The organism is Xanthomonas hawaiiensis, assembly GCF_031834635.1.
Taxonomy (GTDB): domain Bacteria; phylum Pseudomonadota; class Gammaproteobacteria; order Xanthomonadales; family Xanthomonadaceae; genus Xanthomonas_A; species Xanthomonas_A sacchari.
Window position 1 is genome coordinate 4326458 of the sequence record NZ_CP115873.1, and the last position, 24495, is coordinate 4350952.

A 24495-nucleotide genomic window follows, 5' to 3' on the forward strand; every position below is an offset into this window, starting at 1 on the left:
CGCGGCATGCCCGTCGAGCGACGACGCTCCCTAGCGCTGCCGCGCGAAGCGCACCGCGGACACCAGCTGCGCCACGCTGTACGGCTTGGCCAGGTGTTCCTGGAAGCCGGCCTGCAACGCGCGCTGGCGATCGTCGGCGCGCGCCAGCGCGGTCACCGCCACCGCCGGCAGGTCGTCCGCGCCCAGGCCCATGTTCTCGCGCACGGTGCGGATCAGGCCGTAGCCGTCCATGCCCGGCATGCCGATGTCGGTGACCATCACGTCGATCGCCGCATGGCCGCCGCCGTCGAGCACCTCCAGCGCCTCGCTGGCCGAGCCCACCGCGACCACCTCGGCACCCTGCTCCTCGAGCAGGCGCCGCAGGTAGTCGAGCATGTCCGGCTGGTCCTCCACCGCCAGCAGGCGCATGCCCTTGAGCGAATACGCCTCGACCACCTGCTCGGCCATCGCGAAGGCGCGCACCTCGCGCAGCGGGCGCGAACCCGGCGCGTCGCGGTGCAGCGGCAGGCGCACGGTGAACACCGAGCCGCAGCCGCGGCCCTCGCTGGCCGCGCTGATCTGGCCGCCGTGCATCTCCACCAACTGCTGCACGATCGCCAGGCCCAGGCCAAGGCCGCCGTGCAGGCGCGTGGTGGTGCTGTCGGCCTGGCGGAAGCGGCCGAACAGATGCGGCAGGAATTCCGGCGGGATGCCGTCGCCGGAATCGCGCACCGCCACGCTGACATGCTCGCCATCGTCCTCGAGCGCGATCGCCAGGGCGATGCGCCCGTGCGCGGGGGTGAACTTGACCGCATTGGAGAGCAGGTTCCAGAACACCTGCTGCAGGCGCGTGGCGTCGCCCAGCACCATGCACGGCTGCGACGGCGCCTGCAGGGTCAGCGTCTGGTCCTTGCCTTCGGCCACCGGCTCCTGCGCGCGCATCGCCTCGCGCACCTGCTCGGCCAGGTCCAGCGCCTCCACTTCCAGCTGCACCTTGCCCAGCAGCATGCTGCTGAGATCGAGCATGTCGGAAATCAGCCGCTGCTGCGCGCGCGCGCTGCTGGCGATCACCGACAGGCCCTTGCTGCTCGGATCGCCCGGCGGCAGCCGCTGCAGCAGCAGGTCGCTCCAGCCGAGGATGGTGGTCAGCGGCGTGCGCAGTTCGTGCGACAGCGTCGCCAGGAACTCGTCCTTCAGCCGCGCCATGCTCTCGGCGGCGTTGCGCGCGCTGCGCTCGGATTCCAGCAACTGCTCGCGCGCCAGTTCGATGTCGCGGCGTTCGGTAACGTCCGGGCTGCTGCCGGCCAGGCCGATGAACTGGCCCTCGGCGGCATACCGCGGCACTGCGGTCATTTCCAGCCAGCGCCACTCGCCGTCGTGGCGGCGCGCACGCACCAGCGCGCGCAGGTTGCGCTGGTCGTGCAGCGCGTTGCGCAGTTCGTAGGCGAACACGCCCACGTCCTCCGGATGCAGCACATCGCCCCAGCCTGGTCGTGCATCGTCGCTCTGCGGGTCGATCCCGAAGAATTCGGCGTAGGCGGTGTTGGTGAAGCGCAGTTCGCCTTGGGCGTCCAGTACCCACACCGGCATCGGCAGGCCCTCGGCCAGCGCACTGAAGCGCGCCTCGCTCTCGGCCAGATCGCGCTCCACCCGCTTGCGTTCGGTGATGTCGAGGAAATGGATGGCGACCTGGCGCAGCTCCGGCGCACCGACGCGGAACGCATCCACGGTCCACCAACGCCCAAGTGCCGCGGCAAAATTCTCGAACTTGACCGAGCGGCCGCTCAGCGCCACTTCGGCGTAACGCTGGAACCAGTGCTCCTCCAGCGTCGGCAACACGTCGCGGACGCGTCGCCCGACCACGTCGCGCAAGCCGGTCTCGCGTTCGAAGGCCGGGTTGACCTGCAGGAACACATAGTCGATTGCACGCTCCCCCTCGAACAACACCTGGATCACGCAGAAGCCGGAATCGCTCTTGTCGAAGATCTCGCGGTACTGCAGGTCCGTCGCCTGCGCGAGCGAAGATGACGTGGAGTCTGGACTGGCATGCATGACGGAGTAGCTCTGGAAGCGGCCTACGGCAACGGATGAAGACGGTGCCCGGCATCCGCGGCGCAGCAACGACGCGCTAGGAACGGCGAGGCGAAAGGCCCATCTTGTTAAGCCGCTCCGCCGCCGTCAAGCCGCGGCATCGACGGCGGTTGCCCGGACAGGGTCACCAGAAGAACGCGATCACCAGCACGATGCCCAGCAACGACAGGCCGATGCCCGCCAGCACCATCCACTGGGTCAGGCGCGCATTGCGCAATGCCTGCTCTTCCAGCCAGCGCTCGGCCTCTTCGCGCCACGGCGGCGGCGACGCCTCCAGCAATTGCTGCACGCGTGCCGGCCCCAGCTGCCGGCATTGTCGGCGGAAGTCTTCTGGGACGACGGATCGCTCGGGGGCGCTGACGACGGACATGCCAAGGTTCCTGAATTGCTCAGCCGAGCGTGAAGCGCGGTGCGTCGCTGGCCAATTCGTGCTCCACCGCCATCCGCGACAGGCGCGTGTAGTTGGCGCGCGGGCCGGCGCCGCGGCCGACGATCAGGCCCAGGTATTCCAGGCCGGTCCACACCCGCGCCTTCCACTCCACCCCGTCCTCGGCCAGCACCAGGGTCAGCGTGTAACGGAAGCTCTGCCCCTGCGGGCTGCGGTAGTGGTAGCTGGGCGGGAACTGCACGGCCACGTCCTGCGCCTCGCCGAGCGAAACCAGGTAGCGCCGCAGCAGATGCCGGACGTCGTCGCCCGGATTCAGCCGCAACTGCCGCGCCGCCTCGTCCAGGTTGGCCTGGTGCTCGACGAACGCGGCCGCACCGCTGGCCGGGCTGTGCCCATGCCGCTTGGCCCAGTCGATGAACTGCAGGCGCACATCGCTGCCGGTGTGGGCCTGGTGGAACAGCGGCGTCTTCATGCGATCCCCGTCGTGCTCGAGTGGCTGCCATGCTCCCGGGCGCGCCGTGAAGCAGGCGGCGAGGCGATGTGAGCCGTCCGTCATGTCCGGGCGGATGAATCCGCGGTCAACGGTCGCCGCCGCGCGGCTCGCCGCGATTGCGGGCGCGCCGGCGCAGGCACACACTGCGCGTACGCCTCCTGGAGATCCGCCATGAAGATCCGCCATGCCTGGACGGCGCTGGCTGTTGCCTGCCTGTGGGCGGGCGGCGCCTCCGCCGAGATCCGCAACGTCACCGACCCGCAGGCCCCGCGCAGCCTGGCCAGCGATGGCCCGGTGCAGGTGAGCTGGGCCGACCCGGCCACCTTCAGCGAACTGCGGCAGAGCCGCAACCGCTGGGAAGCCGAACGCGGCGACTGGGTGCAGGACCTGGCCACCTACCTGCAGAAGCAGGCCGCCAAGCAACTGCAGCCCGGGCAGCGCCTGGACATCAAGCTGACCGACATCAAGCGCGCCGGCGACTTCGAGCCGTGGCACGGCCCCAACTGGAACGACGTACGGGTGATGCGCGACCTGTACCCGCCGCGGATCAGCCTCGACTTCACCCTGTACGGCGCCGACGGCCAGGTGCTGGCGCAGGGCCAGCCGAAGCTGATGGACCCGAGCTACCTGTACAACAGCTCGGTCGGCCTGAGTACCGACCCGCTGCGCTACGAAAAGCGCATGCTCGACGACTGGCTGCGCCGGCAGTTGCGCAAGGACAGCACGGTCGCCGAGCGCTGAGGCACCGCGCGCGGCGCCGGCATCGCGCCGGCGCCGTCAGCCATGGCTCATGCGTCGAGATAGACGCGTGGTGCGCGCTTGAGGCCGCACAGCAGCCGGTAGGCGCTGGAGCTGCAGCGCCCGGCCAGCGCATCGATGCGCGGCCGCTCGCCCCACAACCGCACCTCGCTGCCGAGGCCGGCCTGCGGGTGGTCGGTCAGGTCCACGGTCAGCATGTCCATCGACACGCGCCCGATCAGTGCGCCGGGCGCGCCGTCGATCAGCACCGGCGTGCCGTTGGGCGCGAACTGCGGATAACCGTCGGCATAGCCGATCGCCACCACCCCGACCCGGGTCGGGCGCGCCGCGACGAAGCGCGCGCCGTAGCCGACCGGCTCGCCCGGCGCGATATCGCGCACCGAGATGATCCTGGACTGCAGGGTCATCACCGGGCGCAGTTCGCCGGGGAGCGTGGCCGCCGCGGCGAACGGGTCGGCGCCGTACAGCATCAGTCCCGGCCGTCCCCAGTCGTTGCGCAACTCCGGCCAGCCGAGCAGCGCCGGCGAGTTGCACAGGCTGGTCTCGCCGGCCAGGCCCGCGGTGGCCTGGCGGAACACTTCCACCTGCTCGCGGGTGCGCGCGCTGTCCAGCTCGTCGGCACGGGCGAAGTGGCTCATCAGCACCAGCCGCTCGACCTGCGGCAGCGCGCTCAGCCGCGCGTGCGCGGCGCGGAACTCGTCCGGCGCCAGGCCAAGCCGGTGCATGCCGCTGTCCAGCTTCAGCCACAGGCACAGCGGCTGCGGCGCGGCGAAGGCGGCGATCGCCTCCACCTGCCAGGGCGAGGCCACCGCGCACCACAGCCGGTGTTCGGCGACCAGCGGCAGTTCGTCGGCGTCGAAGATGCCCTCCAGCAACAGGATCGGCGCGGCGATGCCGGCCTGGCGCAGTTCCAGCGCCTCCTCGATGCAGGCCACCGCGAAGCCGTCGGCCTCGCCGTCCAGCGCGCGCGCGCAGGCCACCGCGCCGTGCCCGTAGGCATCGGCCTTGACCACCGCCAGCGCCTTGCCGCCGCTCAGTTGCCGGGCCAGGCGGTAGTTGTGGCGCAGCGCGCCGAGATCGATCACTGCACGGGCTGGGCGCACGCGACGGCCTCGGTAACGGACGCGGCGGAACCGCGGGAATAACGGAAGATGTCCAGGCCCTCGCCGCTGATCTGCGGCTGCCGCGAGACCATCAGGTCGGCCAGGTAGCGACCGGAGCCACAGGCCATGGTCCAGCCCAGCGTGCCGTGGCCGGTGTTGAGGAAGAGGTTGCGGTAGCCGGTGGCGCCGACCACCGGCGTGCCGTCCGGGGTGGCCGGGCGCAGCCCGGTCCAGAACTCGGCCGCGGCCAGGTCGCCGCCGCGCGGGTACAGATCGTTGACCACCTTTTCCAGGGTGGCACGGCGCCGTGCCGGCCGCGACAGGTCGAAGCCGGCCAGTTCGGCCATGCCGCCGACGCGGATACGTTCGTCGAAGCGGGTGATCGCCACCTTGTAGCTCTCGTCGAGGATGGTGGAGGTGGGCGCCAGCGCCGCGTCGCGGATCGGCAGGGTCAGCGAGTAACCCTTCAGCGGGTACACCGGCAAGCGGATGCCCAGCGGCGCCAGCAGGCCGGGCGAGTAGCTGCCCAGCGCGACCACGTAGCGGTCGGCGCGCTCCACCCGGCCGCCGATGCGCACGCCGTCGATGCGCTCGCCATCGGCCTGCAGCGCCTCGATGGTCTCGCCCTGGCGGAACTGCACGCCGGCCGCGGCGGCCATCGCCGCCAGGCGCTGGGTGAACAGGCGGCAGTCGCCGGTCTGGTCGTTGGGCAGGCGCAGCGCGCCCACCAGGCTGGCCGGCGCGCTGGCCAGGGCCGGCTCGACCCGGGCGATGCCGGCGCGGTCCAGCAGTTCGTAGGGCACGCCGTACTCACGCAGCACCTCGATGTCCTTGGCCGCGCCGTCCAGTTGCTGCTGGGTCCGGAACAACTGGGTGGTGCCGAGCTGGCGGCCTTCGTAGGCGATGCCGGTTTCCGCGCGCAGCTGATCCAGGCAGTCGCGGCTGTACTCGGACAGGCGCACCATGCGCGCCTTGTTGATCGCATAGCGCTCGGCAGTGCAGTTGCGCAGCATCTGCGCCAACCACAGGTACTGCTGCAGATCGGCGGTGGGGGTGATCGCCAGCGGCGCATGGCGCTGGAACAGCCACTTCAGCGCCTTCAGCGGCACCCCCGGCGCGGCCCATGGCGATGCGTAGCCGGGCGAGACCTGCCCGGCATTGGCGTAGCTGGTCTCCAGCCCGGCCGCCGGCTGGCGGTCGACCACCGTCACCTCGCAGCCGCTGCGGGCCAGATACCACGCCGTGGTGGTGCCGATCACACCGCTGCCGAGAACCAGAACCCGCATGCGTCTACTCCGCTTGGATCAATTCCCTGGCTGGATGGCACCAGGGCAGAAGTTCGGTGCAGTATAGGCAGCCCAACCCAGGATTTTCCCCTGACTTCTGCCATCCCGGCAGGCCAAACCCCTGAGACCCGCCCGCATGGCCGCACGCCCCCGCGAACTGGACAAGATCGACCGCAGGATCCTGCGCATCCTGCAGCAGGAAGGGCGCATTTCCTTCACCGAACTGGGCGAGCGGGTCGGCCTGTCGACCACGCCTTGCACCGAGCGGGTGCGCCGGCTGGAACGCGACGGCGCCATCACCGGCTACTACGCGCGGCTGGACCCGCACTACCTCAAGGCCAGCCTGCTGGTGTTCGTGGAGATCAGCCTGGCCTACAAGTCCGGCGACATCTTCGAGGAGTTCCGCCGGGCGGCGCTGAAGCTGCCCAATGTGCTCGAGTGCCACCTGGTTTCGGGCGACTTCGATTATCTGCTCAAGGCCCGCATCAGCGAGATGGCGTCCTACCGCAAGCTGCTGGGCAGCACGCTGCTGACCCTGCCGCACGTGCGCGAATCCAAGAGCTACATCGTGATGGAAGAAGTGAAGGAAACGCTCAGCCTGCCGATCGCCGACTGAGCGTTCCGCGCGGATGCGTGCCGGTCAGGAGACCAGCAGCTTCTCCAGGTCGTCGCGCGAGGAATTGGCGTGGTTCTTGGCCAGTTCGGCCACCACCCGCTTCTGGACCTCCTTGTGCAGCAGCGGCCGCAACTGCCCCAGCGTGTGCGGATCGGCGACCAGCATCAGGTGCTCGACCTGCCCGCGCAGCGCGTCCTGGTACAGCCGCTCGGCGATCTGACGCACGAACCCGGCCTCATCCATGGTCATCGGCCGGTCGCCGTCCTCCACGCCCTCGATGGGCGTCGGGTTCAGCACTTCGGTCTGCTCCAGCAGCGCGGTCTCGCCGGCCAGGTTGACCCGGAACAGGCGCGCAGTGGTGCGGTCGGCGACGACGATCACGGTGTTGTCGGGAAGCTTGCTCATCGGTTCTCCTGCGAAAACATGGCGCCGCGGCAGTCGCGGCCGGTCCGTCAGTCTAGGAACCGATTTGTGAGGATGGCGGCCACGCGGCGTTCGCCGCGCGTTGGTCGCGAGCGCGCAGGCCCCTCAGTCCTGGATGCGCACCCCGTCGCCGCTGGGCACGGTGGTGTAGTAACGGCCGGTGCGGGTATCCAGCGCACGATTCGGGCCGACCTGCATTGCGCCGGGGATCAGTTGGCCGCGGCGGTCGTAGAGGCGCACCGGGCGGCGCGCGGACGGGTCGGCCGCTGCCGCCGGTGCGGCTGGCGTGGCCGGGCGCTCGCGCGTGGCCTGTCCCGGCCGATCGTCCAGGTGCGCGGGAACCGGCGTCGCCTTGGGAGCGGAGGCCGATGCCGGCGGACGCTCGTCGAGGCGGCTGGCCACCGAGGGCGCCGGCGGCGGTGCGGACCGCAGGGTGTTGGCGTCGCGATCGCTGGCCGGTGTCCCGGGGACTGGCTGAAGATGCTGCGCGGCGGCAAGCGCCGGCACGAACAGGGCGATGGCAACGCAGGGCAGCAAGCGGTTCACGGTGGCTCCATCGATGGGCCGGGACGAGGATTCCACGCTAGCGCATCGATCCGGCCGCGTCGACGCCATCCGCCGCGCTTGATCCGCCCCGTATAGCCCTCATGTTGTTTCCCCCCCTCTTCCGCCACGGGCCACGCCATGAGCCGATTCGACCTCACGCCTCCCACCGCTGCCGAGCGCGAGCGCCTGATCGGCGGACTGAACGTGGAGGAACGCCGGGTGCTGCTGCAGCACGGCACCGAGGCGCCGTTCTGCGGCGTGTTCCTGGACAACAAGCTGGAGGGCGTCTACACCTGCCGGCTGTGCGGGCTGCCGCTGTTCCGCTCCAGCGCCAAGTTCGATTCCGGCACCGGCTGGCCGAGCTTCTTCGCGCCCTACCACCCGGACCACGTGCGCGAGATACGCGACACCAGCCACGGCATGATCCGCACCGAGATCGTCTGCGCCCGCTGCGACAGCCATCTCGGCCATGTGTTCCCGGACGGCCCGCCGCCGAGCGGCGAGCGCCACTGCCTGAATTCGGTCTCGCTGCAGTTCACCGAACAGGGCCAGGCGCTGCCCAACCCGCTGCACCGCGGCGGCGGCGAGACCGAACCGGCCTGATTCCCGGCGCAGCCGCGCCGCCACAGGGAGACCACCGGTATGCGTCGCTCGTTGCTTCCCCTCTTGCTGCTGCCGCTCGCGCTGGGCGCCTGCCAGCGCAGCCCCACCCCGCCGCCGGCGCAGGCCGCGCCGGTCGCCACCGCGTCGTCGTCGCCTGCCAGCGCACCCGGCCTGCAGGCCGATGCCCTGCCCATGCAGTGGCGCTGCGGCGAGGAACTGGTGCAGGCGGCCGCCGATCCGGCGCGCGAGCGCCTGGCGCTGCAGGTGCGCGGTACCCGCCTGGACATGCAGCGTACCGATGCCGGCGCCGCCACCGGCGCGCGCTACACCGATGCGCTGGGCAATGTCTTTCTGCAGGCGCAGCCGGACCAGGCCACGCTGACCCTGGCGGGCCTGGGCGAGACGCTCAAATGCGTCCGGCATGACAGCGGCATGACCGGCTGAGCAGGCCGGCCGCCGCGGGGCCGCCAAAAACCCGGCACGGTTCACACCTTCAGAACGGCGGCGCCGGGCCGACATCTAGAGCGTCCCCGTTCCGGCCCGCAGGCTGCTCCGCCATGCTCATCATCGTTGGCTTCGTCGTCGTCCTCCTCAGCGTGGTCGGCGGCTATCTGCTCTCTAACGGAAAACTCGGTGCGCTGTGGCAGCCGTACGAGCTGATGATCATCGGCGGCGCGGCGCTGGGCGCGTTCCTGGTCAGCACCCCGGGCAAGATCGTCAAGGCCACCATCGCCGGCGTGCTGGGCGTGTTCAAGGGTCCGCAGTACAAGGCCGACGACTACCGCAGCACCCTGACCCTGATCTACGAACTGCTGAACAAGGCGCGCCGCGACGGCTTCATGGCCCTGGAAGACCACGTCGAGCGCCCGGCCGACAGCGCCATCTTCGGCAATTACCCGAAGGTGCTGGCCGACCACCACCTGCTCGACTTCATCACCGACTGCCTGCGCCTGATGATCGGCAGCAACATCGAGCCGCACGAACTGGAACCGCTGCTGGAGCTGGAGCTGGAGAAGCACCACCACGAGGCGATGGCGCCGGCGCATGCGCTGAGCAAGGTGTCCGACGGCCTGCCCGGTTTCGGCATCGTCGCCGCGGTGCTGGGCATCGTCATCACCATGGGCGCGATCGGCGGCCCGATCGAGGAGATCGGCCACCACGTCGGCGCGGCGCTGGTCGGCACCTTCCTCGGCATCCTGCTGGCCTACGGTTTCGTCGCGCCGCTGTCGGCGGCGATGGAAGCGCGCGCCGAGCAGGACAGCCGCATCTTCGAATCGGTGAAGACCGCGCTGCTGGCCTGCCTGCGCGGCTACAACCCGAAGATCGCCCTCGAATTCGCGCGCAAGACCCTGCCGACCGACGTGCGGCCGAGCTTCGCCGACTTCGAAACCCACCTGAAGACGATCAAGTAACGCGGTCATGGCCGAGACCAAGCCCACCGTCGTCATCCGCCGGGTCAAGAAGGTCCAGGGCGGCGGCCACCACGGCGGCGCGTGGAAGGTGGCCTATGCCGACTTCGTGACCGCGATGATGGCGTTCTTTCTGGTGCTGTGGCTGGTCGCGGCCACCACCAAGGAACAGCGCGCGGCGATCGCCGAATACTTCCGCAATCCCAGCCCGCTGGCCGGCAAGAGTCCGGCGCCCAGCCCCGGCATGGCCGGCCCCGGCGGCGCCAGCACCTCGATGATCAAGCTCGGCGGCGCCGGCGAGATGCAGCGCGGCAACAACAAGGATCCGTTCGGCAGCAAGAGCCTGAAGGGCGACGACAGCAAGACCACCCAGCGCGAGAAGGAAAAGGAGCGCCTGGAAACCCTGATGCAGGAACTGAAGGAAGCCATCGACAAGAGCCAGGCGCTGGAACCGTTCAAGGACCAGTTGCTGCTGGACCTGACCCCGGACGGTCTGCGCATCCAGATCGTGGACAAGGAGAACCGGCCGATGTTCGACCTCGGCAGCGCGGTGCTCAAGCCCTATACCCGCGGCATCCTCCACGAGCTGTCCGGCTTCATCAATCAGGTCCCCAACCACATCAGTATCACCGGCCACACCGACGTCACCCAGTACAGCGGCAAGAACGGCTACAGCAACTGGGAACTGAGCGCGGACCGCGCCAACGCCGCGCGCCGCGAACTGGTCGCCGGCGGCATGGGCGAGGACAAGGTCTCGCGCGTGGTCGGGCTGTCCTCCTCGGTGCTGTTCGACAAGCAGGTGCCGAACAATCCGATCAACCGCCGCATCAGCATCGTGGTGATGACCAAGGATGCCGAGGACGCCGCCACCGCCGATGGCGACCACAGCGTCGCCCTGGGCACGGTGCAGCCCGATGCCGACACCAAGGTGCCGGACCTGAGCGCTGCGGCGACGGAGGCAGCCGCGGCACCGGCCGGCGCCAAGGGCGCGCCCGCGACGGCGCCTGCCGCCACGACGGGCGCCGCCCCGGCGGCACCGACCGCGACGCCGACCAATGCCTCGGTGCAGATCGCCGAGCCGCGCACCACCTCGCCGGAGGCGGCGGCCGCCGCCGCGCGCGATGCCTTGCGCAGCATCAACGGCGGGGCACCGGTGACGGCCGCCGCCGGCAGCGGCGGGACCGAGGCGGCCAGCGCACGCTGAGCGTGGCGGCGGCGGACGCGGCCGCCCCGGCGGTCGCGCCGTGCTGGCGCGGCGGGACCGCACACGGCGCGGCGCTTACAATGGCCGCCACTTCGCCAACGAGACCGCCGTGTCCAAGCAATCCAAAGCCAAGCGCGACAAGCGCAAGAAGCAGCAGTCGCCGCGTCCCTTCGCCCGTCTGGGTCGCGAGCAGCCCATCGCCAACCACGCCGTGCTGCAGAACGAGAGCGGCCGCGTGCTGGCCGCGATCGGCCTGCAGGGTCGCCAGTGGTTGCTGTCGGTCGGTGGCCAGACCATGGGCAATGCCGACAATCCGGTGCCGATGCTGGCGATGCTCAAACACCTGGCCAACCTGCAGGAGCAGGAAGGCAACACCATCACCCTCGACTACTCCGCGCAGCTGCAGCAGATGATCGACGCGCTGGCGGCCGAGGCCGGCCAGACCCCGACCGAGTACCTGGACGCGCTGGTCGCCGAGTTCGCCGCGGGCGATGGTGCGGGGGAGGATGCAGCGGACGGCGAAACCGAAGCGGACGACGCGCCGGAGACGCGCGACGCCGCTGCGGCCGAGGCCGACGGCAGCGCCACCGCGGAACCCGCGGCCGATGCCGACGGCACGCACAAGCCGGCCTGACCTGGCGCGTGGCGGTCTACATCGACGATGCGGTGCATCCCTGGCGCGGCCAGCGCTGGGGCCACCTGCTCGCCGACACGCTGGACGAACTGCACGCCATGGCGGCGCGGCTGGGCATCCCCCGCCGCGCCTTCCAGAACAAGCTCAGCGGCGCGCACTACGACGTGCCCGCCGCGCTGCGCGATGAGGCGATCCGCCTGGGCGCGGTACCGGTCTCGCGGCACAGCGATCGCGAACTGCTGAAAGCGCTGATCCGCAATGCACGTGCGCAGGCGCGGGGCGAGGCGCAGTGAGCGATGCCACCGCGCCTTTCGTAGGAGCGGCGTCAGCCGCGACGGGCTTTCCCGGGGATGCCTGTCGCGGCTGAAGCCGCTCCTACAGCATGCTTGGGGGCGCGGACTGACGTCTGCCTAGAACGGATCGCTGCCCGGGCGCAGGTCGATGCCCAGGATCGCGGCCAGGCGCTGCATGTCCTGGTCGTCGCGGCTGAGCGCCATCCAGCCGGCGCGGATCTCGCTGCCGGCGTCCCAGCACCAGATGCTGTAGCCGTGCTCGCGCAGGCGGTCGTAGGCCACCGCCAGCAGCGAGGCGCTGTCGTGATCGTCGAGGAAATCGGCATCGTCGATATCGCCGCCCCAGTCGATGCGCAGGTTCCAGCGCGCAGCCAGTTCGTCGATCGCACCGATCAGCGCCTCGCGGTCGTGGCCGTCGACGTAGAAGCCCGCGCGCCAGTCGATCGCGTCCTTCAGCGTCCACAGCCAGTCCGCGTCCTCGCGCTCGGCCTCGCCGGCGGCCTCGCGGTAGGCGTCGAACTGGCGCAGCGCGCTTTCCTCGTCGCCGGGATTGATCAGCAGCAGCAGGTTCCAGATCAGGCCCTGCTGGGTGTCCGGATCGTCGTCGTCGTCGAACAGGTCGTCGGGATCGTCGTAGTCGGCGCTGTTGTCGGGCATGGCGGCGCATCGGGCATCTCGGGGGAGCGCCAGTGTGCCGCGCCCGGCGCGGCGACGGAAGCGCGGAACTCGGCAACGGCGCCGCGGACGTTTATCCTTCGCAGCCCGGAAGACGGCGCTGTCCGCCGTCACGCGAAGCCATCACGATGTCCGACACGCCCCCCGACCGCCTGGCGGTCAGCCCGCAGAGCCCGTTCCACGATGCCGAGACGCTGTCGCGCGGCGTCGGCATCCGCTTCAACGGCGTGGAGCGCGACAACGTCGAGGAGTACTCGATCAGCGAAGGCTGGATCCGCGTGCAGGTCGGCAAGGCGCGCGACCGCCGCGGCAACCCGATGACCATGAAGGTCAAGGGCACCGTCGAAGCGTTCTGGCTCGACGCCAAATAAACGCGAGCGCCGGCAGGCACAGCGCCCGCCGGCGCGTTGCGACGCGCGACCGCACGCCGCGCGACCCTCGGGCATCGCTCAGGGCTTGAGCCGGTAGCCGCTGCGGAAGATCGCCCAGACCACGCCCAGGCACAGCGCCAGGAACGCCAGGGTCATGCCCAGGCTGACCGCGATGTGCACGTCGGCCTTGCCGTAGAACGCCCAGCGGAAGCCGCTGATCAGATACACCACCGGGTTGAACAGGCTGATCTTCTGCCACAGCGGCGGCAGCATGTTGATCGAGTAGAAACTGCCGCCGAGGAAGGTCAGCGGCGTGATCACCATCAGCGGGATCACCTGCAGCTTCTCGAAGCCGTCGGCCCACACGCCGATGATGAAGCCGAACAGGCTGAAGGTCAGCGCGGTCAGCACCAGGAAGCCGAACATCCACAGCGGATGCGCGATCTCGTACGGCACGAAGCTGCGCGCGGTGAGCAGGATCAGCAGGCCCAGCAGCACCGACTTGCTCGCCGCTGCGCCGACATAGCCGATCACCACCTCCCACCACGCCACCGGCGCCGACAGCACCTCGTAGATGGTGCCGGCCCAGCGCGGCATGTAGATGCCGAAGGAGGCGTTGGAGATGCTCTCGCTGAGCAGCGACAGCATCACCAGCCCGGGGATGATGTAGGCGCCGTAGCGGATGCCGTCGATGTCGCCCATGCGCGAGCCGATCGCCGCGCCGAACACCACGAAGTACAGCGAGGTCGACAGCACCGGCGAGGCGATGGATTGGGTCAGCGTGCGGAAGGTGCGCGCCATCTCGAAGCGGTAGATCGCGGCGATCGCGTGCAGGTTCATGCGCGCACCTCCGCCGCGGCGGGCGTCGGCCGCACCAGGTTGACGAAGATCTCCTCCAGCGAACTCTCGCTGGACTGCAGGTCCTTGATCTCCACGCCTTGCGCCTCCAGTTGCCGCAGCAGCGCGCCGATGCCGGTCTGCTCGGCCTGCGCGTCGTAGGTGTAGGTCAGCGTCGCGCCGTCGGCGGACAGCTCCAGCGGCTGCGTCGACAGCGCCGCCGGCACCACCGTCAACGGCACCTGCAGGGTCAGCGCCAGCTGCTTCTTGCCGAGCTTGCGCATCAGCGTGCGCTTGTCCTCCACCAGCAGCAATTCGCCGCGGGCGACCACGCCGACGCGGTCGGCCATGTCCTCGGCCTCCTCGATGTAGTGCGTGGTCAGGATGATGGTGGTGCCCTGCTCGCGCAGGCGCCGCACCATCTGCCACATGTCGTGGCGCAACTCCACGTCCACGCCGGCGGTGGGTTCGTCCAGGAACAGGATGGACGGCTCGTGCGCCAGCGCCTTGGCGATCAGCACGCGCCGCTTCATGCCGCCGGACAGGGTGGAGATGCGGCTGTCGCGCTTGTCCCACAGCGACAGGTCGCGCAGCACCCGCTCCAGGTGCGCATCGTCGCGCGGCTTGCCGAACAGGCCGCGGCTGAAGCGCACCGTCGCCCACACCGTCTCGAACGCGTCGGTGGCCAGTTCCTGCGGCACCAGGCCGATCCTGCTGCGTGCGGCGCGGTAGTCGCGCACGATGTCGTGGCCATCGGCCAGCACCCGGCCGCTGCTAGGGGTGACCAGGCCACAAATGATGCTGATCAGCGTGGTCTTGCCGGCGCCGTTGGGGCCGAGCAGGGCGAAGATCTCGCCGCGGCGGATCTCCAGGTCGATGCCCTTGAGCGCCTGGAAGCCCCCGGCGTAGGTCTTGGTGAGTTGTTGCACGGAAATGATCGGCGACACGGGAACTCCCTGGGCGCGCGGCGGCGGCGGAAACGGCTCCCAGGGTAGAAGCCCGATCGTGATGGATAAATCCCGATCCGGCGGAAGCACTCTCCCGGATGCGGGACAGTGCGCCAACGAGGGGTCCGCACCCGCCGGGCGACGCCGTCGTGGCGCCGTGGCTAGCGCTCGCCGGTCTTGAGCCGGCTGGCAGGCGCCCGCGCCGCGCGCGGCCACGGCAGCACGCGCCAGCCGAAATTGACCCCGGCCGCCGCCAGCAGGATCAGCATCGCCCCGAGCACCTGCGTCCACGCCAGCGATTGCCCGAAGGCGATGCGATCGACCGCGATCGCCACCACCGGGTAGATGAACGACAGCGCGCCGATCATCGCCGTGGGCAGTTTCTGGATGGCGCCGTACAGCAGCACGTACATCACCCCGGTGTTGACCACGCCGAGCACGACCAGATCCAGCCACTGGCCGGGGCGGGCAGGCAAGGCATCGAAATGCACGAACGGCGCCAGCAACACGATGCCGATACCCAGCTGCAGCAGCGCCAGCAGGTGCGGCGGCGTGCCTTTCAGGTGCTTGGTGACGAGCGACGACACCGCGTACAGAAACGCCGCGCCGAGCGCCAGGGCGACGCCCTGCAGGTACGCCCCCGGCACTGCGAGCACCGCAGGGGCGATGCGCACCACACCGACCAGGCCGACGAAGGCCACCGCCAGCCACGCCACGGTCGAGGCGCTGATGCGCTCGCGGAACACGAGCGCGCCAAGCCCGACCAGCATGAACGGCTGCGTGTTGTAGACGGCGGTGGCCATCGAGATCGACGCGCGCCCGTAGGCGGCGAACAGCAGCAGCCAGTTGCCCACGATCGCGACCCCGCCAAGCAACACCAGCGCCAGCATCCGCGGCGAAAACGCCTTGCGCCGCAACAGGCCCAGTGCCGCGCAGAAGAGCAGCAACGTGGCCGCGCCGAACAGGCAGCGGAAGAACACCACGTTGAACGGCGACTGCCCCGAGGACACCACCAGCCAACCGATCGTGCCGGACATGAGCATGGCCACGACCATCTCGGCCGCACCACGGCGAATCTCGTTGGAGGCCATCCCGGCTCCCTTCAATGCTGCGAATGGCAGCCATTGTAGAAACCGCAATCGCTTCAAAACATGCCTATACTTAGGCTCTATAGAGATCTTTCCTTCGAAATTAAGGCCATCATGCAAAACCGCCTTTCCACCCCGGTTGCCACCACGCTCGACGCGATCGACCGCGCCATCCTGGCCGCCCTGGCGCAGGACGCGCGCATGGCGACCAGCGAACTGGCCCGGCAGGTCGGCCTGTCGGCGCCCGCCACCGCCGACCGCGTGCGCCGGCTGCAGCACCAGGGCGTGATCGCCGGGTTCACGATCGAACTCGACCCACGCGCGCTCGGCTATACCTTGCAGGCGATCGTGCGGGTGAAACCGCTGCCGGGGCAGTTGCACCTGGTGGAGGAACTGCTGCAGCGCATCCCGGAATTCGTCGAATGCGACAAGGTGACCGGCGAAGACTGCTTCATCTGCCGGCTGTACCTGCGCAGCATCGCGCACCTGGACAGCATCCTGGCGAAAGTCACCGATCGCGCCGAAACCAATACCGCGATCGTGAAATCGACCCCGGTGCCGCGACGGCTGCCGCCGCTGGCCGAGGATGCCTAGCGCAATGCGCTAACCGCGGGGCTTGCGACAGACCACGCAGCGACAAGCGCAGGCCCTCTGCCCCATGGCGGGCAGAGGGCGAAGAACAGTGACCGGCGCGCGCCGGCAACGCCGCTGCGACGAGCCGGGACGGAACCAGGAACCCGCTTTCACGAATCCCGAATCCCGACTCCCCAATCCCGGCCTCATCAGCTCTTCCGCCGCGCCTCCAGCAGATCCAGGTTACGGATCAGCCGGCGCGCGATCTCGTCGGAGATCTTGCGCTGGCGGGTCAGCTTGAACAGCTCCTGGCGCTCGGCCTGCAGGCCGGCATGGCGCAACTGGCGCAGCACCGCGTCCAGGCGCCGCGCCTCCTCCGGATCGCTCTCCATCGCCTCGCCGTGGTCGAGATGGCGCTGGTACAGCGCGCTGACCCGGTTGGCGGCCTCGTTGTACAGGTCGGCGTGCTCGCTGTCCTGCACCAGACGCTGGCGCAGCTTCTCCACCGCCGCCAGCGCCGCACGCGAGGACTCGCGCCGGGCCAGGTCTTCTTCCAGGCGGTCGGTCGGTTCCTCCGGCAGCTCCAGCCCGCGCAGCAGCCGCGGCAGGCCGATGCTGGCGACCAGCAGCGAGGTGACGATCACCGCGCTGGCCAGGAAGATCGCCAGGTCGCGCGCCGGGAACGCGGCGCCGCTGGGCAGGACCAGCGGCAGGGTCAGCACGCCGGCCAGGGTGATCGCACCGCGCACGCCGGCCAGCGAGGTCGCCACCACGATCCGCCATGGCGGGCTCTGCCGGTCCTCGCCACGGCGGCGCGCCTTGAGCAGGGTCCAGCGCAGCGACAGCCACACCCACAGGAAGCGCAGCAGCAGCAGGCCGATGTAGATCGCCAGCGCGTAGGCGGGCAGCCACCACGGGTCCAGGTGTCCGGCCTCGTCCATGTTGTGCATGGCGCCCTGCACGATGCCCGGCAACTGCTCGCCGAGCAGCACGAACATGATGCCGTTGAGGGTGAACTGCACCATGTCCCATACCGCCGAGCGCTGCACGCGCATGCTGCCCGGCGCGCGGCCGCTCAGCTCCACGTAGCTCATGGCGATGCCGGCGGCGACCGCGGCGAGGATGCCCGAGGCTTTGATCGCCTCGGCCAGCAGGTAGGCGGCGAACGGCAGCAACAGGTTGACCAGGATCGCCGCGCCCGGCTCCTCGCCGACCTGACGCCACACCCAGCGCTGCGCCAGGCTGGTGCCGACCACCACCGCGATGCCGGCGGCCACGCCGACCAGCGCCACCCACAGGAAGGTCAGCGAGGCGTCGGCCAGCGAGAACGTACCGGTGATCGCCGCGGCCACCGCGAACTGGAAGCAGACCAGGCCGGAGGCGTCGTTGAGCAGCGACTCGCCTTCCAGGATGTGCATCAGCCGCTTGGGGATCGGCGCGCGCGCGGCGATCGAGGACACCGCGATCGGATCGGTCGGCGACACCACCGCGGCCAGCGCGAACGCCACCGCCAGCGGCATGGTCGGGATCATCCAGTGGATCAGGAAGCCGGCGCCGATCACGGTGAACACCACCAGGCCCAGCGCCAGTTCCAGGATCACGCCCTTGTCGCGGAACAGGCCCTGCTTGGGGATGCGCCAGCCGTCCAGGAACAGCAGCGGCGGCAGGAACAGCAGGAAGAACAGTTCCGGCTCCAGCGCATAGCCCTTCTTGAACACGCCGGCGATGATCGCGCCCAGGCCGATCTGCACCAGCGGCAACGGCAGCGAGAACGGCAGGACACGCACGAGGTAGCCACTGGCCACCACCGCCAGCAACATCGCCAAGACCACTTCGATCGAATGCATGCTCGTCCGGACGGCGGCGCCACGCCGGCGGCGCCGCCCATGAATGGGGGAGCCTGCAAGCAAAGCGCACCGCGGCGGCGATGTCCAGTGGGGCGGCGCAGCGCGGCGTCTGGCCGTGCTGCGGGATCGGCAGGCGACGCCGCCTACGCCATCGCACCGACGCGGGGCATCACACGGATCGAGCCACTGCCGCCCGTCTCAAGATGCCGGTCCGGCCGGGCTCCGACGGCGGCCATGCCGGTGCGGTCGCGCCGTTCCCGGCATGCGTGCCGCCGTCCCACCACGCCGCCCTCAGCGCGAGGCGGACACGTACTCCACGAAGATATGTCCGTTCACCCGCGCCACCGGGTCGTAGCCGGTGCACCAATAGGAATAGCCCACGTGCGGCCGGTCCGGGCCATTGCCCTGCGCACCTGCGGGCACGTCGTCCATGCCCTGCGCACCTGCGGGCACGTCGTCCATGTCGACCATCAGCGTCCAGTGCCGCGCCCGCGCGCCCTGCCCCGTGGTGACCTCGTAGCGCCACTCCACCGGTGTGGAGGGACCGGTGTCGCCGACGGCGGTCCTGGTCACCGAAAACTGGCTGAGCGACAACGTCAGGCCGGTCGCCGCCGACAAGCGTGCGATGGCGCGCGCCTTCGCCGTACCCTCCTTGTTGCGCATCCGTGCCGCACTCTGGGTCAGCGGCGGGGCGTCCTGCAGATCTTCATCGTGGGCCGATAGCTGATAATTGTTGCGACTGCCGCGCAGTGCGACCATCGTCCTTTCTCCTGGTTGGGTTGCACCGCGCCCATCGCGGTACAACCGCAGCATCGGCGGGCGCGCACGCCACGGCCATCGGACCAGGACTGATTCCACGGGCGATGCATACTGCTGCGTCGCCATGCTCGGACGAGCGGGCGCCGCGGGATGCGTCGTGACCCGACCCGCCCCTCGCGGGCGTCCAGGCGTGTCCCGAGGAGGCTACTATCCGGCAGCAGAGCCGGTGGCCGACACCGGCGCCTTTCCGCCGGAGACCGCATGCTCACCATCCAGGAACTCAATCGCTTCATCGACGAGCACGCGGCGGAAGGCAGCATTCCGCGGATCTGGGAGCTGATCGGCGACCACTTCGTGCAGGCCCAGGCCGGCCTGCCGGCCGAACACGCGATGGAGCGGCGCGAGCTGTCCTTCCACGATCACGTCCGGCTGCTGGGCTACCTGTGCCTGCTGCTGGAGGGCGTGCCGGGCGACCTGGTGGAGATCGGGGTGTGGAAGGGCAAGTCGCTGGTGCTGATGAACGAGGTGTCCGGCCGCCAGCGCCGGGTGATCGGCATGGATCCGTTCGCGTTGCCGAACCAGTTCGAGGAGTTCAACCACTACCGGCAGCAGTTGCTGCCCAATGCGCGGTTCATCCGCGGCTATTCCGAATTCTGCGCCGAGCATTTCTACGGCATGGAGCCGAAGGTGGCGCTGCTGCACATCGACGGCGGGCACACCGGGCGCAACGTGTTGCTGGATTTCCTGCTGTACGGGCCGAGCGTGGTGTCCGGCGGATTCGTGGTGTTCGACGACTACGGCGACTGGGAGTACTCGCCGGAGGTCGGTCCCGCGGTGGACCTGCTGCGCGCCGCCGGCTACTTCGGCGACTTCCATGTGCTCGGCTGCGCCCACGGCTTCGAGAACAGCTACGTGCTGCAGCGCCGCTGAGCCGATACGCCGCCTTGCGCCGACCGGCGCTGCCAGGCGGCGACGTCGACGGACGCGTCGATGACCCACCACGGCGTTGGGCACATCGTGCGCACGCGCCGCTGCATCGCACGGCCTGTCGCAGCGCGCGCGTCGGCACACAGGGAGGCCCGCTGGCTGCGCACGACACGAGCGACGATTCGGCCGGCACAGCGCATTCATCATTATCTGGACGGTGTGATGCAACCGCGCCGGCGTGGCGCGCGTAAAGGCAGGTGCACGGTCGACTGGCCGCGCATCCCTTTCCAAGGAACCCTGCCCATGAAACTCCACTTGCTGTCCCTGACCCTCGCCGGCCTCGTCTCCCTGCCTGCCATGGCCGCCCCCAGCCAAACCGCGATGCACGACCACGCGGCAATGAGCGAGGCCAAGCCGAATCCGATGGTCGGCGGCGCGCCGATGTACGCCACCAAGGACATCATCGACAACGCGGTCAACTCCAAGGATCACACCACCCTGGTCGCCGCGGTCAAGGCCGCCGGCCTGGTGGACACGCTGAAGGGCGCAGGCCCGTTCACCGTGTTCGCGCCGACCAATGCCGCCTTCGCCGCCTTGCCGGCAGGTACCGTGGACACGCTGCTCAAGCCGGAAAACAAGGACAAGCTGACCCAGGTGCTGACCTACCACGTGGTCCCGGGCAAGCTCGATGCGGCCGCACTGCTGGCGCAGATCAAGGCCGGCGGCGGCAGCGCCAAGCTCACCACCGTGCAGGGCGAAACGCTGATCGCCAAGGCCCGCGGCGGCAAGGTCACCCTCACCGACAGCAAGGGCAATACCGCGCACGTCACCACCGCCGACGTGATGCAGAGCAATGGCGTGATCCACGTGGTGGACAAGGTTTTGATGCCGTAAGCACATCGGGGGTGCATTGGCATCGCGGGGACGGCTGCGGCCGTCCCCGTTTTGCACGTCCATGCATGCCAGCGCGCGGTCCCGCCCCGATGGCGACAACCGCAGCACGCGTGCGCATGGTCAGTGGCCGGAATTTCCCGTGTGCAGCATCGGCACCTGCGCCGCCACCACGCGCAGGTCGCGCACGAAGCCTTGATAGGCTTCATCGCCCGCTTCGCCGCCGCGCTGGCGCAGCACCCACGACGGATGCACGGTGGCCAGGGCGCGTGTGCCGTCGTCCAGCGCCTGCCACTGCCCGCGCTGGGCCATCAGCGCAAACCCATTCCCCAACACCGCACGCGCCGCGGTCGCGCCCAGGCACAGCACGATGCGCGGGCGCACCCGCGCCAGTTCCCCGGCCAGCCACATCCGGCACGCCTCGACATGGGCCCGCTCGGGATTGCGGTGCAGCCGCGCCTTGCCGCGCTGCTCGAAGCGGAAATGCTTGACCGCGTTGGTCACGTACATGCCTGCACGTTCGACCCCCAGTTCCTGCAGCGCACGGTCGAACAGGCGCCCGGCCGGACCGACGAAGGGGCGCCCGCTCAGGTCCTCCTCGTCGCCAGGTTGCTCGCCCACCACCATCACCGCGGCGTCCTGCGGCCCCTCGCCGAACACGGTCTGGGTCGCCGGCTGCCACAGCGGACAACGGCGGCAGTCGCGCGCCGCCGCGCGCAGCGCATCGAGGCTGTCGTCGTCGGCCACCGCCGGCGCCGGTGCGGGCGCAGGAATGCGCCGACGCACCGGCTCCGGCGCGCGCTCGGCCATCTCGCGCACGCGCTGCCCGGCATCGCGGATCAGCGTGGGCAGCAGCTGCGCCTCCGGCAGATGCTTCCAGTATTTCTGCGGCATCTCCTGGCGCATCATCGTCGGATTGAGCCGCGCCGGATTGAAGATGTTGGCGTAGTAGGTGCGCCACATCGTGTCCTGCGCATCGTCGGCCGGCGCATCGGCACGCTGCGCGCCGGCGCCGAACTGCAGCGTCTCGCCATCCCAGCGCACGCTGCGGTACGGGGTGAGGATCGCCCAGCGCATGCCGGCGAAGCGCCGCGCGAAAAATGGCGCCACGCGATCGACGATGTGGTGCTCCGGCTCGAACCAGGCGATGTAGGCCTCCTGCTCGCCCGGCACCTCGCGGAAGCGCACGAACGCCTTCATCTTGTGGCTGTCGCGGCGCACCGCCTGCGCCCATTGCTGCGCACGGTGCACATCGGCATCGGTGACCCGCTGCAGCAGCGCGCGCTCGCCGCCGGCGATGCGCCACAGCAGGCGGTACAGCAGCGCGTGCCGCTGCGGATCGCGATGGCACAGCACCGCGCCGGCCAGCGCCAGAAACCCGGCCGCCACCCGCGGCGGCGGCACCTGCGCCGGCTGCGTCGCGACGTCGGTCCCGACGAGCAGCCCGCCCTGCGCGTCGCCTTCCCACGCCAGCGTCTCCGGCGCCACCTGCGCGCACCACGCCGCCCGCGCCACCGCCCGCCACGCCTCCAGGCTCCACGGCGGCACCACCTCAGCCTGGAACACTGCCCGCTCCCTGCATCGCTCCGGCGCCTCGAACGCAACAGAAAACGTCCACCGCGTCAATCAAACAAGCCACCCTGTCGCGGTGCCGGCGCCAGTTGCGCGCGCAGCCGCTGCGGATCGTCCAGCCGCTGCCGCGGATGGTGGTCGAGCACGCTGACGAACGGCAGCAGTTTCTTCAGCGGCACCCGCAGCCGCGCCAGGTCCTCGACCCGCAGCCGCGCATGCCGCCGCGCCAGCAGCACGCGCTCGACGTTGCGCGTGCCCAGCCCCGGCACGCGCAACAACAGTTCGCGCGCGGCCGTGTTGAGATCCACCGGGAACCGTTCGGGGTTGCGCAGTGCCCAGGCCAGTTTGGGGTCCACGTCCAGATCGAGCATGCCGCTGGTGGTGGGTGGGGCGATCTCCTCCACCGAGAAATCGTAGAACCGCAACAGCCAGTCGGCTTGGTACAGGCGGTGCTCGCGCTGCAGCGGCGGCGCCAGCAGCGGCAGCTTGGCGGAGGCATCGGGAATCGGGCTGAACGCGGAGTAGTAGACACGGCGCAGGCGGTAGTTGCCGTAGAGATTGTGGCTGGTGCGCAGAATCGCGCGGTCGTCGGCGCCATCGGCGCCGACGATCATCTGCGTGCTCTGCCCGGCCGGGGCGAAGCGCGGCGGCTTGGCGCGCACGCGGGCTTCCGCCTTGCGCGCCTCCTTGCTCTCCTCGATGCGCCAGCGCAACTCGCCCATCGCCGCACGGATGCCGCCGACGTTCTTCTCCGGCGCCAACTGGGCCAGGCCGCGCTCGGTCGGCAATTCCACGTTGATGCTGAGCCGGTCGGCGTAGCGGCCGGCGGCGGCGAGCAGCTCCGGCGCCGCGTCGGGGATGGTCTTGAGATGGATGTAGCCGGCGAAGCGGTGCTCCTCGCGCAACTGCCGCGCCACTTCCACCAGTTGCTCCATGGTGTAGTCGCTGTTGCGGATGATGCCGCTGGAGAGGAACAGGCCTTCGATGTAGTTGCGCTTGTAGAAATCCAGGGTCAGCTTGACCACTTCGGCCGGGGTGAAGCGCGCGCGACGCACGTTGCTGGAGACGCGGTTGACGCAGTACGCGCAGTCGAACACGCAGAAGTTGGTCAGCAGGATCTTCAGCAGCGACACGCAACGCCCGTCGGGCGTGTACGAGTGGCAGATGCCCATGCCCTCGGTGCTGCCGATGCCGCCGCTACGCAGCGAATGGCGCTTGTCGGCGCCGCTGGAGGCGCAGGACGCGTCGTACTTGGCCGCGTCGGCGAGCACGGCGAGTTTCTCGAGGGTATTCACCGACCGACGATGCCGGGTCCGCGTCTCAAACGGTGAGACGCGGATGCGCTGCGGCCTTCACCGCGATGAATCGCTCAGGCCGCCGCGCGCGCCGCGGCGCCGTCGAAGCGGTAGATGTCCATCGCCAGCAGGCCGGCATCGATGCCGGCGTCGATGCGCTGCGCGCCCAGCCCGTCCGCCCCGGCCGCGCCCATCGCCACGTAGATCGGCAGCCAGTGCTCGTCGGTGGGATGCGCGCGCGCGGCGAACGGCGCCTGCCGTCGGTAGTCGAGCATCGCCGGCACGTCGTCGCGGCGCAACGCCTGCTCGGTCCACTCGATGAACGGACGCACGTAGGGCACTTCCTTGCCCTCGGCGTAGCGGCCGAAGTCGTGCAGGTTGTGGGTGATGCTGCCGGAGCCGATCACCAGCACACCGTCCTCGCGCAGCGGCGCCAGCGCGCGGCCCAGCGCCAGGTGATGCTCCGGCCCCAGTTCCGGCTGGATCGACAGCGGCACCACCGGGATGTCGGCCTGCGGGTACAGCAGCGACAGCGGCACCCACACGCCGTGATCCAGGCCGCGGCGCTCGTCCAGCACCGGCGCCAGCCCGGCCTGTTCCAGCAACTCGGCGACCTGCTCGGCCAGGGCCGGCGCGCCCGGCGCCGGATACTGCATCGCATACAGCGCCTGCGGGAAGCCGCCGAAGTCGTGGATGGTCTGCGGCTGCGCCGCGGCGCCGACCAGCGGCCGCCGGCCCAGCCAGTGCGCCGACGCCAGCACGATGGCGCGCGGCCGCGGCAGCGTGGCCGCCAGCTGTGCCAGGCGGGTGCCGACCAGGCCGGGCTGCAGCGCGGTCATCGGCGAACCGTGCGAGATGTACAGGGAAGGCAGACGGGACATGGCAA

The 24495-nt window shown here is 70.0% G+C and carries 28 protein-coding genes; 12 read left to right on the top strand and 16 right to left on the bottom strand.

The genetic code is table 11. From position 1 onward, the window contains the following. Positions 1 to 30: 30 nt before the first annotated feature. The 3 genes from PG878_RS18395 to PG878_RS18405 form a co-directional block, all read right to left on the bottom strand. A complete protein-coding gene (locus PG878_RS18395; protein ID WP_209031575.1) occupies positions 31 to 2031 on the bottom strand; it encodes a PAS domain-containing hybrid sensor histidine kinase/response regulator in 2001 nt (666 codons plus the stop codon). A gap of 163 nt (positions 2032 to 2194) precedes the next feature. Continuing rightward, a complete protein-coding gene (locus PG878_RS18400) occupies positions 2195 to 2440 on the bottom strand; it encodes a hypothetical protein (protein WP_209031617.1) in 246 nt (81 codons plus the stop codon). Between the two features lie 19 nt (positions 2441 to 2459). Then, on the bottom strand, positions 2460 to 2930 hold the full coding sequence (locus tag PG878_RS18405; protein ID WP_209031574.1) for a hypothetical protein: 471 nt from the start codon (positions 2928 to 2930) through the stop codon (positions 2460 to 2462). 192 nt (positions 2931 to 3122) lie between these two features. Here PG878_RS18405 and PG878_RS18410 point away from each other — a divergent pair, with 192 nt between their 5' ends. Beyond that, a complete protein-coding gene (locus PG878_RS18410; protein ID WP_209031573.1) occupies positions 3123 to 3692 on the top strand; it encodes a DUF3016 domain-containing protein in 570 nt (189 codons plus the stop codon). A 47-nt stretch (positions 3693 to 3739) separates the two neighbouring features. On the opposite strand, the gene alr is transcribed toward PG878_RS18410, so the two are convergent. Together alr and PG878_RS18420 are read right to left on the bottom strand one after the other, a co-directional pair. Continuing rightward, positions 3740 to 4813 carry an alanine racemase gene (gene alr, locus PG878_RS18415; protein WP_209031572.1) on the bottom strand — a complete coding sequence of 358 codons (1074 nt, stop codon included), beginning with the start codon at positions 4811 to 4813 and terminating at the stop codon, positions 3740 to 3742. Next, positions 4792 to 6099, bottom strand: coding sequence for a D-amino acid dehydrogenase (locus PG878_RS18420; protein ID WP_209031571.1), 1308 nt, complete (start codon positions 6097 to 6099; stop codon positions 4792 to 4794). The genes alr and PG878_RS18420 overlap by 22 nt, the downstream gene beginning before the upstream one ends. 136 nt (positions 6100 to 6235) lie before the next feature. Between PG878_RS18420 and PG878_RS18425 the strand changes: the two genes are divergently transcribed. Next, on the top strand, positions 6236 to 6715 hold the full coding sequence (locus tag PG878_RS18425) for an Lrp/AsnC ligand binding domain-containing protein (RefSeq protein WP_209031570.1): 480 nt from the start codon (positions 6236 to 6238) through the stop codon (positions 6713 to 6715). Positions 6716 to 6739: 24 nt separating this feature from the next. Here PG878_RS18425 and PG878_RS18430 read toward each other — a convergent pair whose 3' ends face one another. Beyond that, complete coding sequence (locus tag PG878_RS18430) at positions 6740 to 7120, bottom strand: baeRF12 domain-containing protein (RefSeq protein ID WP_209031569.1); 381 nt, start codon at positions 7118 to 7120, stop codon at positions 6740 to 6742. Positions 7121 to 7243: 123 nt separating this feature from the next. Further along, positions 7244 to 7684 carry a hypothetical protein gene (locus PG878_RS18435; RefSeq protein WP_209031568.1) on the bottom strand — a complete coding sequence of 147 codons (441 nt, stop codon included), beginning with the start codon at positions 7682 to 7684 and terminating at the stop codon, positions 7244 to 7246. Between the two features lie 138 nt (positions 7685 to 7822). Here PG878_RS18435 and msrB point away from each other — a divergent pair, with 138 nt between their 5' ends. The 6 genes from msrB (at position 7823) to PG878_RS18465 (ending at position 11827) form a co-directional block, all read left to right on the top strand. Further along, entirely contained in the window at positions 7823 to 8287 is a 465-nt protein-coding gene (gene msrB / locus PG878_RS18440) for a peptide-methionine (R)-S-oxide reductase MsrB (RefSeq protein WP_209031567.1), read from the top strand. A gap of 51 nt (positions 8288 to 8338) precedes the next feature. Next, entirely contained in the window at positions 8339 to 8731 is a 393-nt protein-coding gene (locus PG878_RS18445) for a hypothetical protein (protein ID WP_209031566.1), read from the top strand. Between the two features lie 113 nt (positions 8732 to 8844). Then, positions 8845 to 9699, top strand: coding sequence for a flagellar motor stator protein MotA (gene motA, locus PG878_RS18450; RefSeq protein ID WP_209031565.1), 855 nt, complete (start codon positions 8845 to 8847; stop codon positions 9697 to 9699). A gap of 7 nt (positions 9700 to 9706) precedes the next feature. Next, entirely contained in the window at positions 9707 to 10900 is a 1194-nt protein-coding gene (motB, locus tag PG878_RS18455; protein ID WP_209031564.1) for a flagellar motor protein MotB, read from the top strand. Positions 10901 to 11009: 109 nt separating this feature from the next. Further along, positions 11010 to 11534, top strand: coding sequence for a hypothetical protein (locus tag PG878_RS18460; RefSeq protein WP_209031563.1), 525 nt, complete (start codon positions 11010 to 11012; stop codon positions 11532 to 11534). A gap of 8 nt (positions 11535 to 11542) precedes the next feature. Beyond that, positions 11543 to 11827 carry a DUF4031 domain-containing protein gene (locus tag PG878_RS18465; RefSeq protein ID WP_010340278.1) on the top strand — a complete coding sequence of 95 codons (285 nt, stop codon included), beginning with the start codon at positions 11543 to 11545 and terminating at the stop codon, positions 11825 to 11827. 117 nt (positions 11828 to 11944) lie between these two features. Here the strand turns inward: PG878_RS18465 and PG878_RS18470 are convergent, their stop codons facing one another. Beyond that, a complete protein-coding gene (locus PG878_RS18470; protein ID WP_209031562.1) occupies positions 11945 to 12484 on the bottom strand; it encodes a DUF6630 family protein in 540 nt (179 codons plus the stop codon). A gap of 146 nt (positions 12485 to 12630) precedes the next feature. Here PG878_RS18470 and PG878_RS18475 point away from each other — a divergent pair, with 146 nt between their 5' ends. Further along, complete coding sequence (locus tag PG878_RS18475) at positions 12631 to 12873, top strand: DUF3297 family protein (protein WP_010343635.1); 243 nt, start codon at positions 12631 to 12633, stop codon at positions 12871 to 12873. A gap of 78 nt (positions 12874 to 12951) precedes the next feature. Here PG878_RS18475 and PG878_RS18480 read toward each other — a convergent pair whose 3' ends face one another. The 3 genes from PG878_RS18480 to PG878_RS18490 all read right to left on the bottom strand — a co-directional run bounded on the left by PG878_RS18480 (position 12952) and on the right by PG878_RS18490 (position 15805). Beyond that, entirely contained in the window at positions 12952 to 13713 is a 762-nt protein-coding gene (locus PG878_RS18480; RefSeq protein WP_209031561.1) for an ABC transporter permease, read from the bottom strand. After that, on the bottom strand, positions 13710 to 14657 hold the full coding sequence (locus PG878_RS18485; RefSeq protein ID WP_209031560.1) for an ABC transporter ATP-binding protein: 948 nt from the start codon (positions 14655 to 14657) through the stop codon (positions 13710 to 13712). The genes PG878_RS18480 and PG878_RS18485 overlap by 4 nt, the downstream gene beginning before the upstream one ends. A gap of 161 nt (positions 14658 to 14818) precedes the next feature. Then, positions 14819 to 15805 carry a DMT family transporter gene (locus tag PG878_RS18490; RefSeq protein ID WP_311185986.1) on the bottom strand — a complete coding sequence of 329 codons (987 nt, stop codon included), beginning with the start codon at positions 15803 to 15805 and terminating at the stop codon, positions 14819 to 14821. Between the two features lie 54 nt (positions 15806 to 15859). Here PG878_RS18490 and PG878_RS18495 point away from each other — a divergent pair, with 54 nt between their 5' ends. After that, the gene (locus PG878_RS18495; protein ID WP_209031558.1) at positions 15860 to 16339 is read left to right on the top strand and encodes an Lrp/AsnC family transcriptional regulator; all 480 of its coding nucleotides are present in this window, start codon (positions 15860 to 15862) and stop codon (positions 16337 to 16339) included. A gap of 188 nt (positions 16340 to 16527) precedes the next feature. Here the strand turns inward: PG878_RS18495 and PG878_RS18500 are convergent, their stop codons facing one another. Continuing rightward, positions 16528 to 18165: a Na+/H+ antiporter gene (locus tag PG878_RS18500; RefSeq protein ID WP_209031557.1), complete on the bottom strand. Its 1638-nt coding sequence runs from the start codon at positions 18163 to 18165 to the stop codon at positions 16528 to 16530. A gap of 291 nt (positions 18166 to 18456) precedes the next feature. Next, positions 18457 to 18924 carry a hypothetical protein gene (locus PG878_RS18505; RefSeq protein ID WP_209031556.1) on the bottom strand — a complete coding sequence of 156 codons (468 nt, stop codon included), beginning with the start codon at positions 18922 to 18924 and terminating at the stop codon, positions 18457 to 18459. A gap of 261 nt (positions 18925 to 19185) precedes the next feature. Between PG878_RS18505 and PG878_RS18510 the strand changes: the two genes are divergently transcribed. Together PG878_RS18510 and PG878_RS18515 are read left to right on the top strand one after the other, a co-directional pair. Next, on the top strand, positions 19186 to 19854 hold the full coding sequence (locus PG878_RS18510; RefSeq protein WP_209031555.1) for a class I SAM-dependent methyltransferase: 669 nt from the start codon (positions 19186 to 19188) through the stop codon (positions 19852 to 19854). 300 nt (positions 19855 to 20154) lie between these two features. Continuing rightward, on the top strand, positions 20155 to 20745 hold the full coding sequence (locus PG878_RS18515) for a fasciclin domain-containing protein (protein WP_209031554.1): 591 nt from the start codon (positions 20155 to 20157) through the stop codon (positions 20743 to 20745). 120 nt (positions 20746 to 20865) lie between these two features. On the opposite strand, the gene PG878_RS18520 is transcribed toward PG878_RS18515, so the two are convergent. The 3 genes from PG878_RS18520 to PG878_RS18530 all read right to left on the bottom strand — a co-directional run bounded on the left by PG878_RS18520 (position 20866) and on the right by PG878_RS18530 (position 24490). Further along, positions 20866 to 22308: a UdgX family uracil-DNA binding protein gene (locus PG878_RS18520; RefSeq protein WP_209031553.1), complete on the bottom strand. Its 1443-nt coding sequence runs from the start codon at positions 22306 to 22308 to the stop codon at positions 20866 to 20868. Positions 22309 to 22364: 56 nt separating this feature from the next. Beyond that, on the bottom strand, positions 22365 to 23609 hold the full coding sequence (locus PG878_RS18525) for a putative DNA modification/repair radical SAM protein (protein ID WP_209031552.1): 1245 nt from the start codon (positions 23607 to 23609) through the stop codon (positions 22365 to 22367). Positions 23610 to 23683: 74 nt separating this feature from the next. Next, positions 23684 to 24490, bottom strand: coding sequence for a DODA-type extradiol aromatic ring-opening family dioxygenase (locus PG878_RS18530; protein ID WP_209031551.1), 807 nt, complete (start codon positions 24488 to 24490; stop codon positions 23684 to 23686). Between the last annotated feature and the right edge of the window lie 5 nt (positions 24491 to 24495).

Excerpts from the sequence above, each read along its gene's own strand:
- PG878_RS18395 (WP_209031575.1), bottom strand. The coding sequence starts at position 2,031 with ATGCATGCCAGTCCAGACTCCACGTCATCTTCGCTCGCGCAGGCGACG.
- PG878_RS18400 (WP_209031617.1), bottom strand. The coding sequence starts at position 2,440 with ATGTCCGTCGTCAGCGCCCCCGAGCGATCCGTCGTCCCAGAAGACTTC.
- PG878_RS18405 (WP_209031574.1), bottom strand. The coding sequence starts at position 2,930 with ATGAAGACGCCGCTGTTCCACCAGGCCCACACCGGCAGCGATGTGCGC.
- PG878_RS18410 (WP_209031573.1), top strand. The coding sequence starts at position 3,123 with ATGAAGATCCGCCATGCCTGGACGGCGCTGGCTGTTGCCTGCCTGTGG.
- PG878_RS18420 (WP_209031571.1), bottom strand. The coding sequence starts at position 6,099 with ATGCGGGTTCTGGTTCTCGGCAGCGGTGTGATCGGCACCACCACGGCG.
- PG878_RS18425 (WP_209031570.1), top strand. The coding sequence starts at position 6,236 with ATGGCCGCACGCCCCCGCGAACTGGACAAGATCGACCGCAGGATCCTG.
- PG878_RS18430 (WP_209031569.1), bottom strand. The coding sequence starts at position 7,120 with ATGAGCAAGCTTCCCGACAACACCGTGATCGTCGTCGCCGACCGCACC.
- msrB (WP_209031567.1), top strand. The coding sequence starts at position 7,823 with ATGAGCCGATTCGACCTCACGCCTCCCACCGCTGCCGAGCGCGAGCGC.
- motA (WP_209031565.1), top strand. The coding sequence starts at position 8,845 with ATGCTCATCATCGTTGGCTTCGTCGTCGTCCTCCTCAGCGTGGTCGGC.
- motB (WP_209031564.1), top strand. The coding sequence starts at position 9,707 with ATGGCCGAGACCAAGCCCACCGTCGTCATCCGCCGGGTCAAGAAGGTC.
- PG878_RS18470 (WP_209031562.1), bottom strand. The coding sequence starts at position 12,484 with ATGCCCGACAACAGCGCCGACTACGACGATCCCGACGACCTGTTCGAC.
- PG878_RS18475 (WP_010343635.1), top strand. The coding sequence starts at position 12,631 with ATGTCCGACACGCCCCCCGACCGCCTGGCGGTCAGCCCGCAGAGCCCG.
- PG878_RS18480 (WP_209031561.1), bottom strand. The coding sequence starts at position 13,713 with ATGAACCTGCACGCGATCGCCGCGATCTACCGCTTCGAGATGGCGCGC.
- PG878_RS18495 (WP_209031558.1), top strand. The coding sequence starts at position 15,860 with ATGCAAAACCGCCTTTCCACCCCGGTTGCCACCACGCTCGACGCGATC.
- PG878_RS18500 (WP_209031557.1), bottom strand. The coding sequence starts at position 18,165 with ATGCATTCGATCGAAGTGGTCTTGGCGATGTTGCTGGCGGTGGTGGCC.
- PG878_RS18505 (WP_209031556.1), bottom strand. The coding sequence starts at position 18,924 with ATGGTCGCACTGCGCGGCAGTCGCAACAATTATCAGCTATCGGCCCAC.
- PG878_RS18510 (WP_209031555.1), top strand. The coding sequence starts at position 19,186 with ATGCTCACCATCCAGGAACTCAATCGCTTCATCGACGAGCACGCGGCG.
- PG878_RS18515 (WP_209031554.1), top strand. The coding sequence starts at position 20,155 with ATGAAACTCCACTTGCTGTCCCTGACCCTCGCCGGCCTCGTCTCCCTG.
- PG878_RS18530 (WP_209031551.1), bottom strand. The coding sequence starts at position 24,490 with ATGTCCCGTCTGCCTTCCCTGTACATCTCGCACGGTTCGCCGATGACC.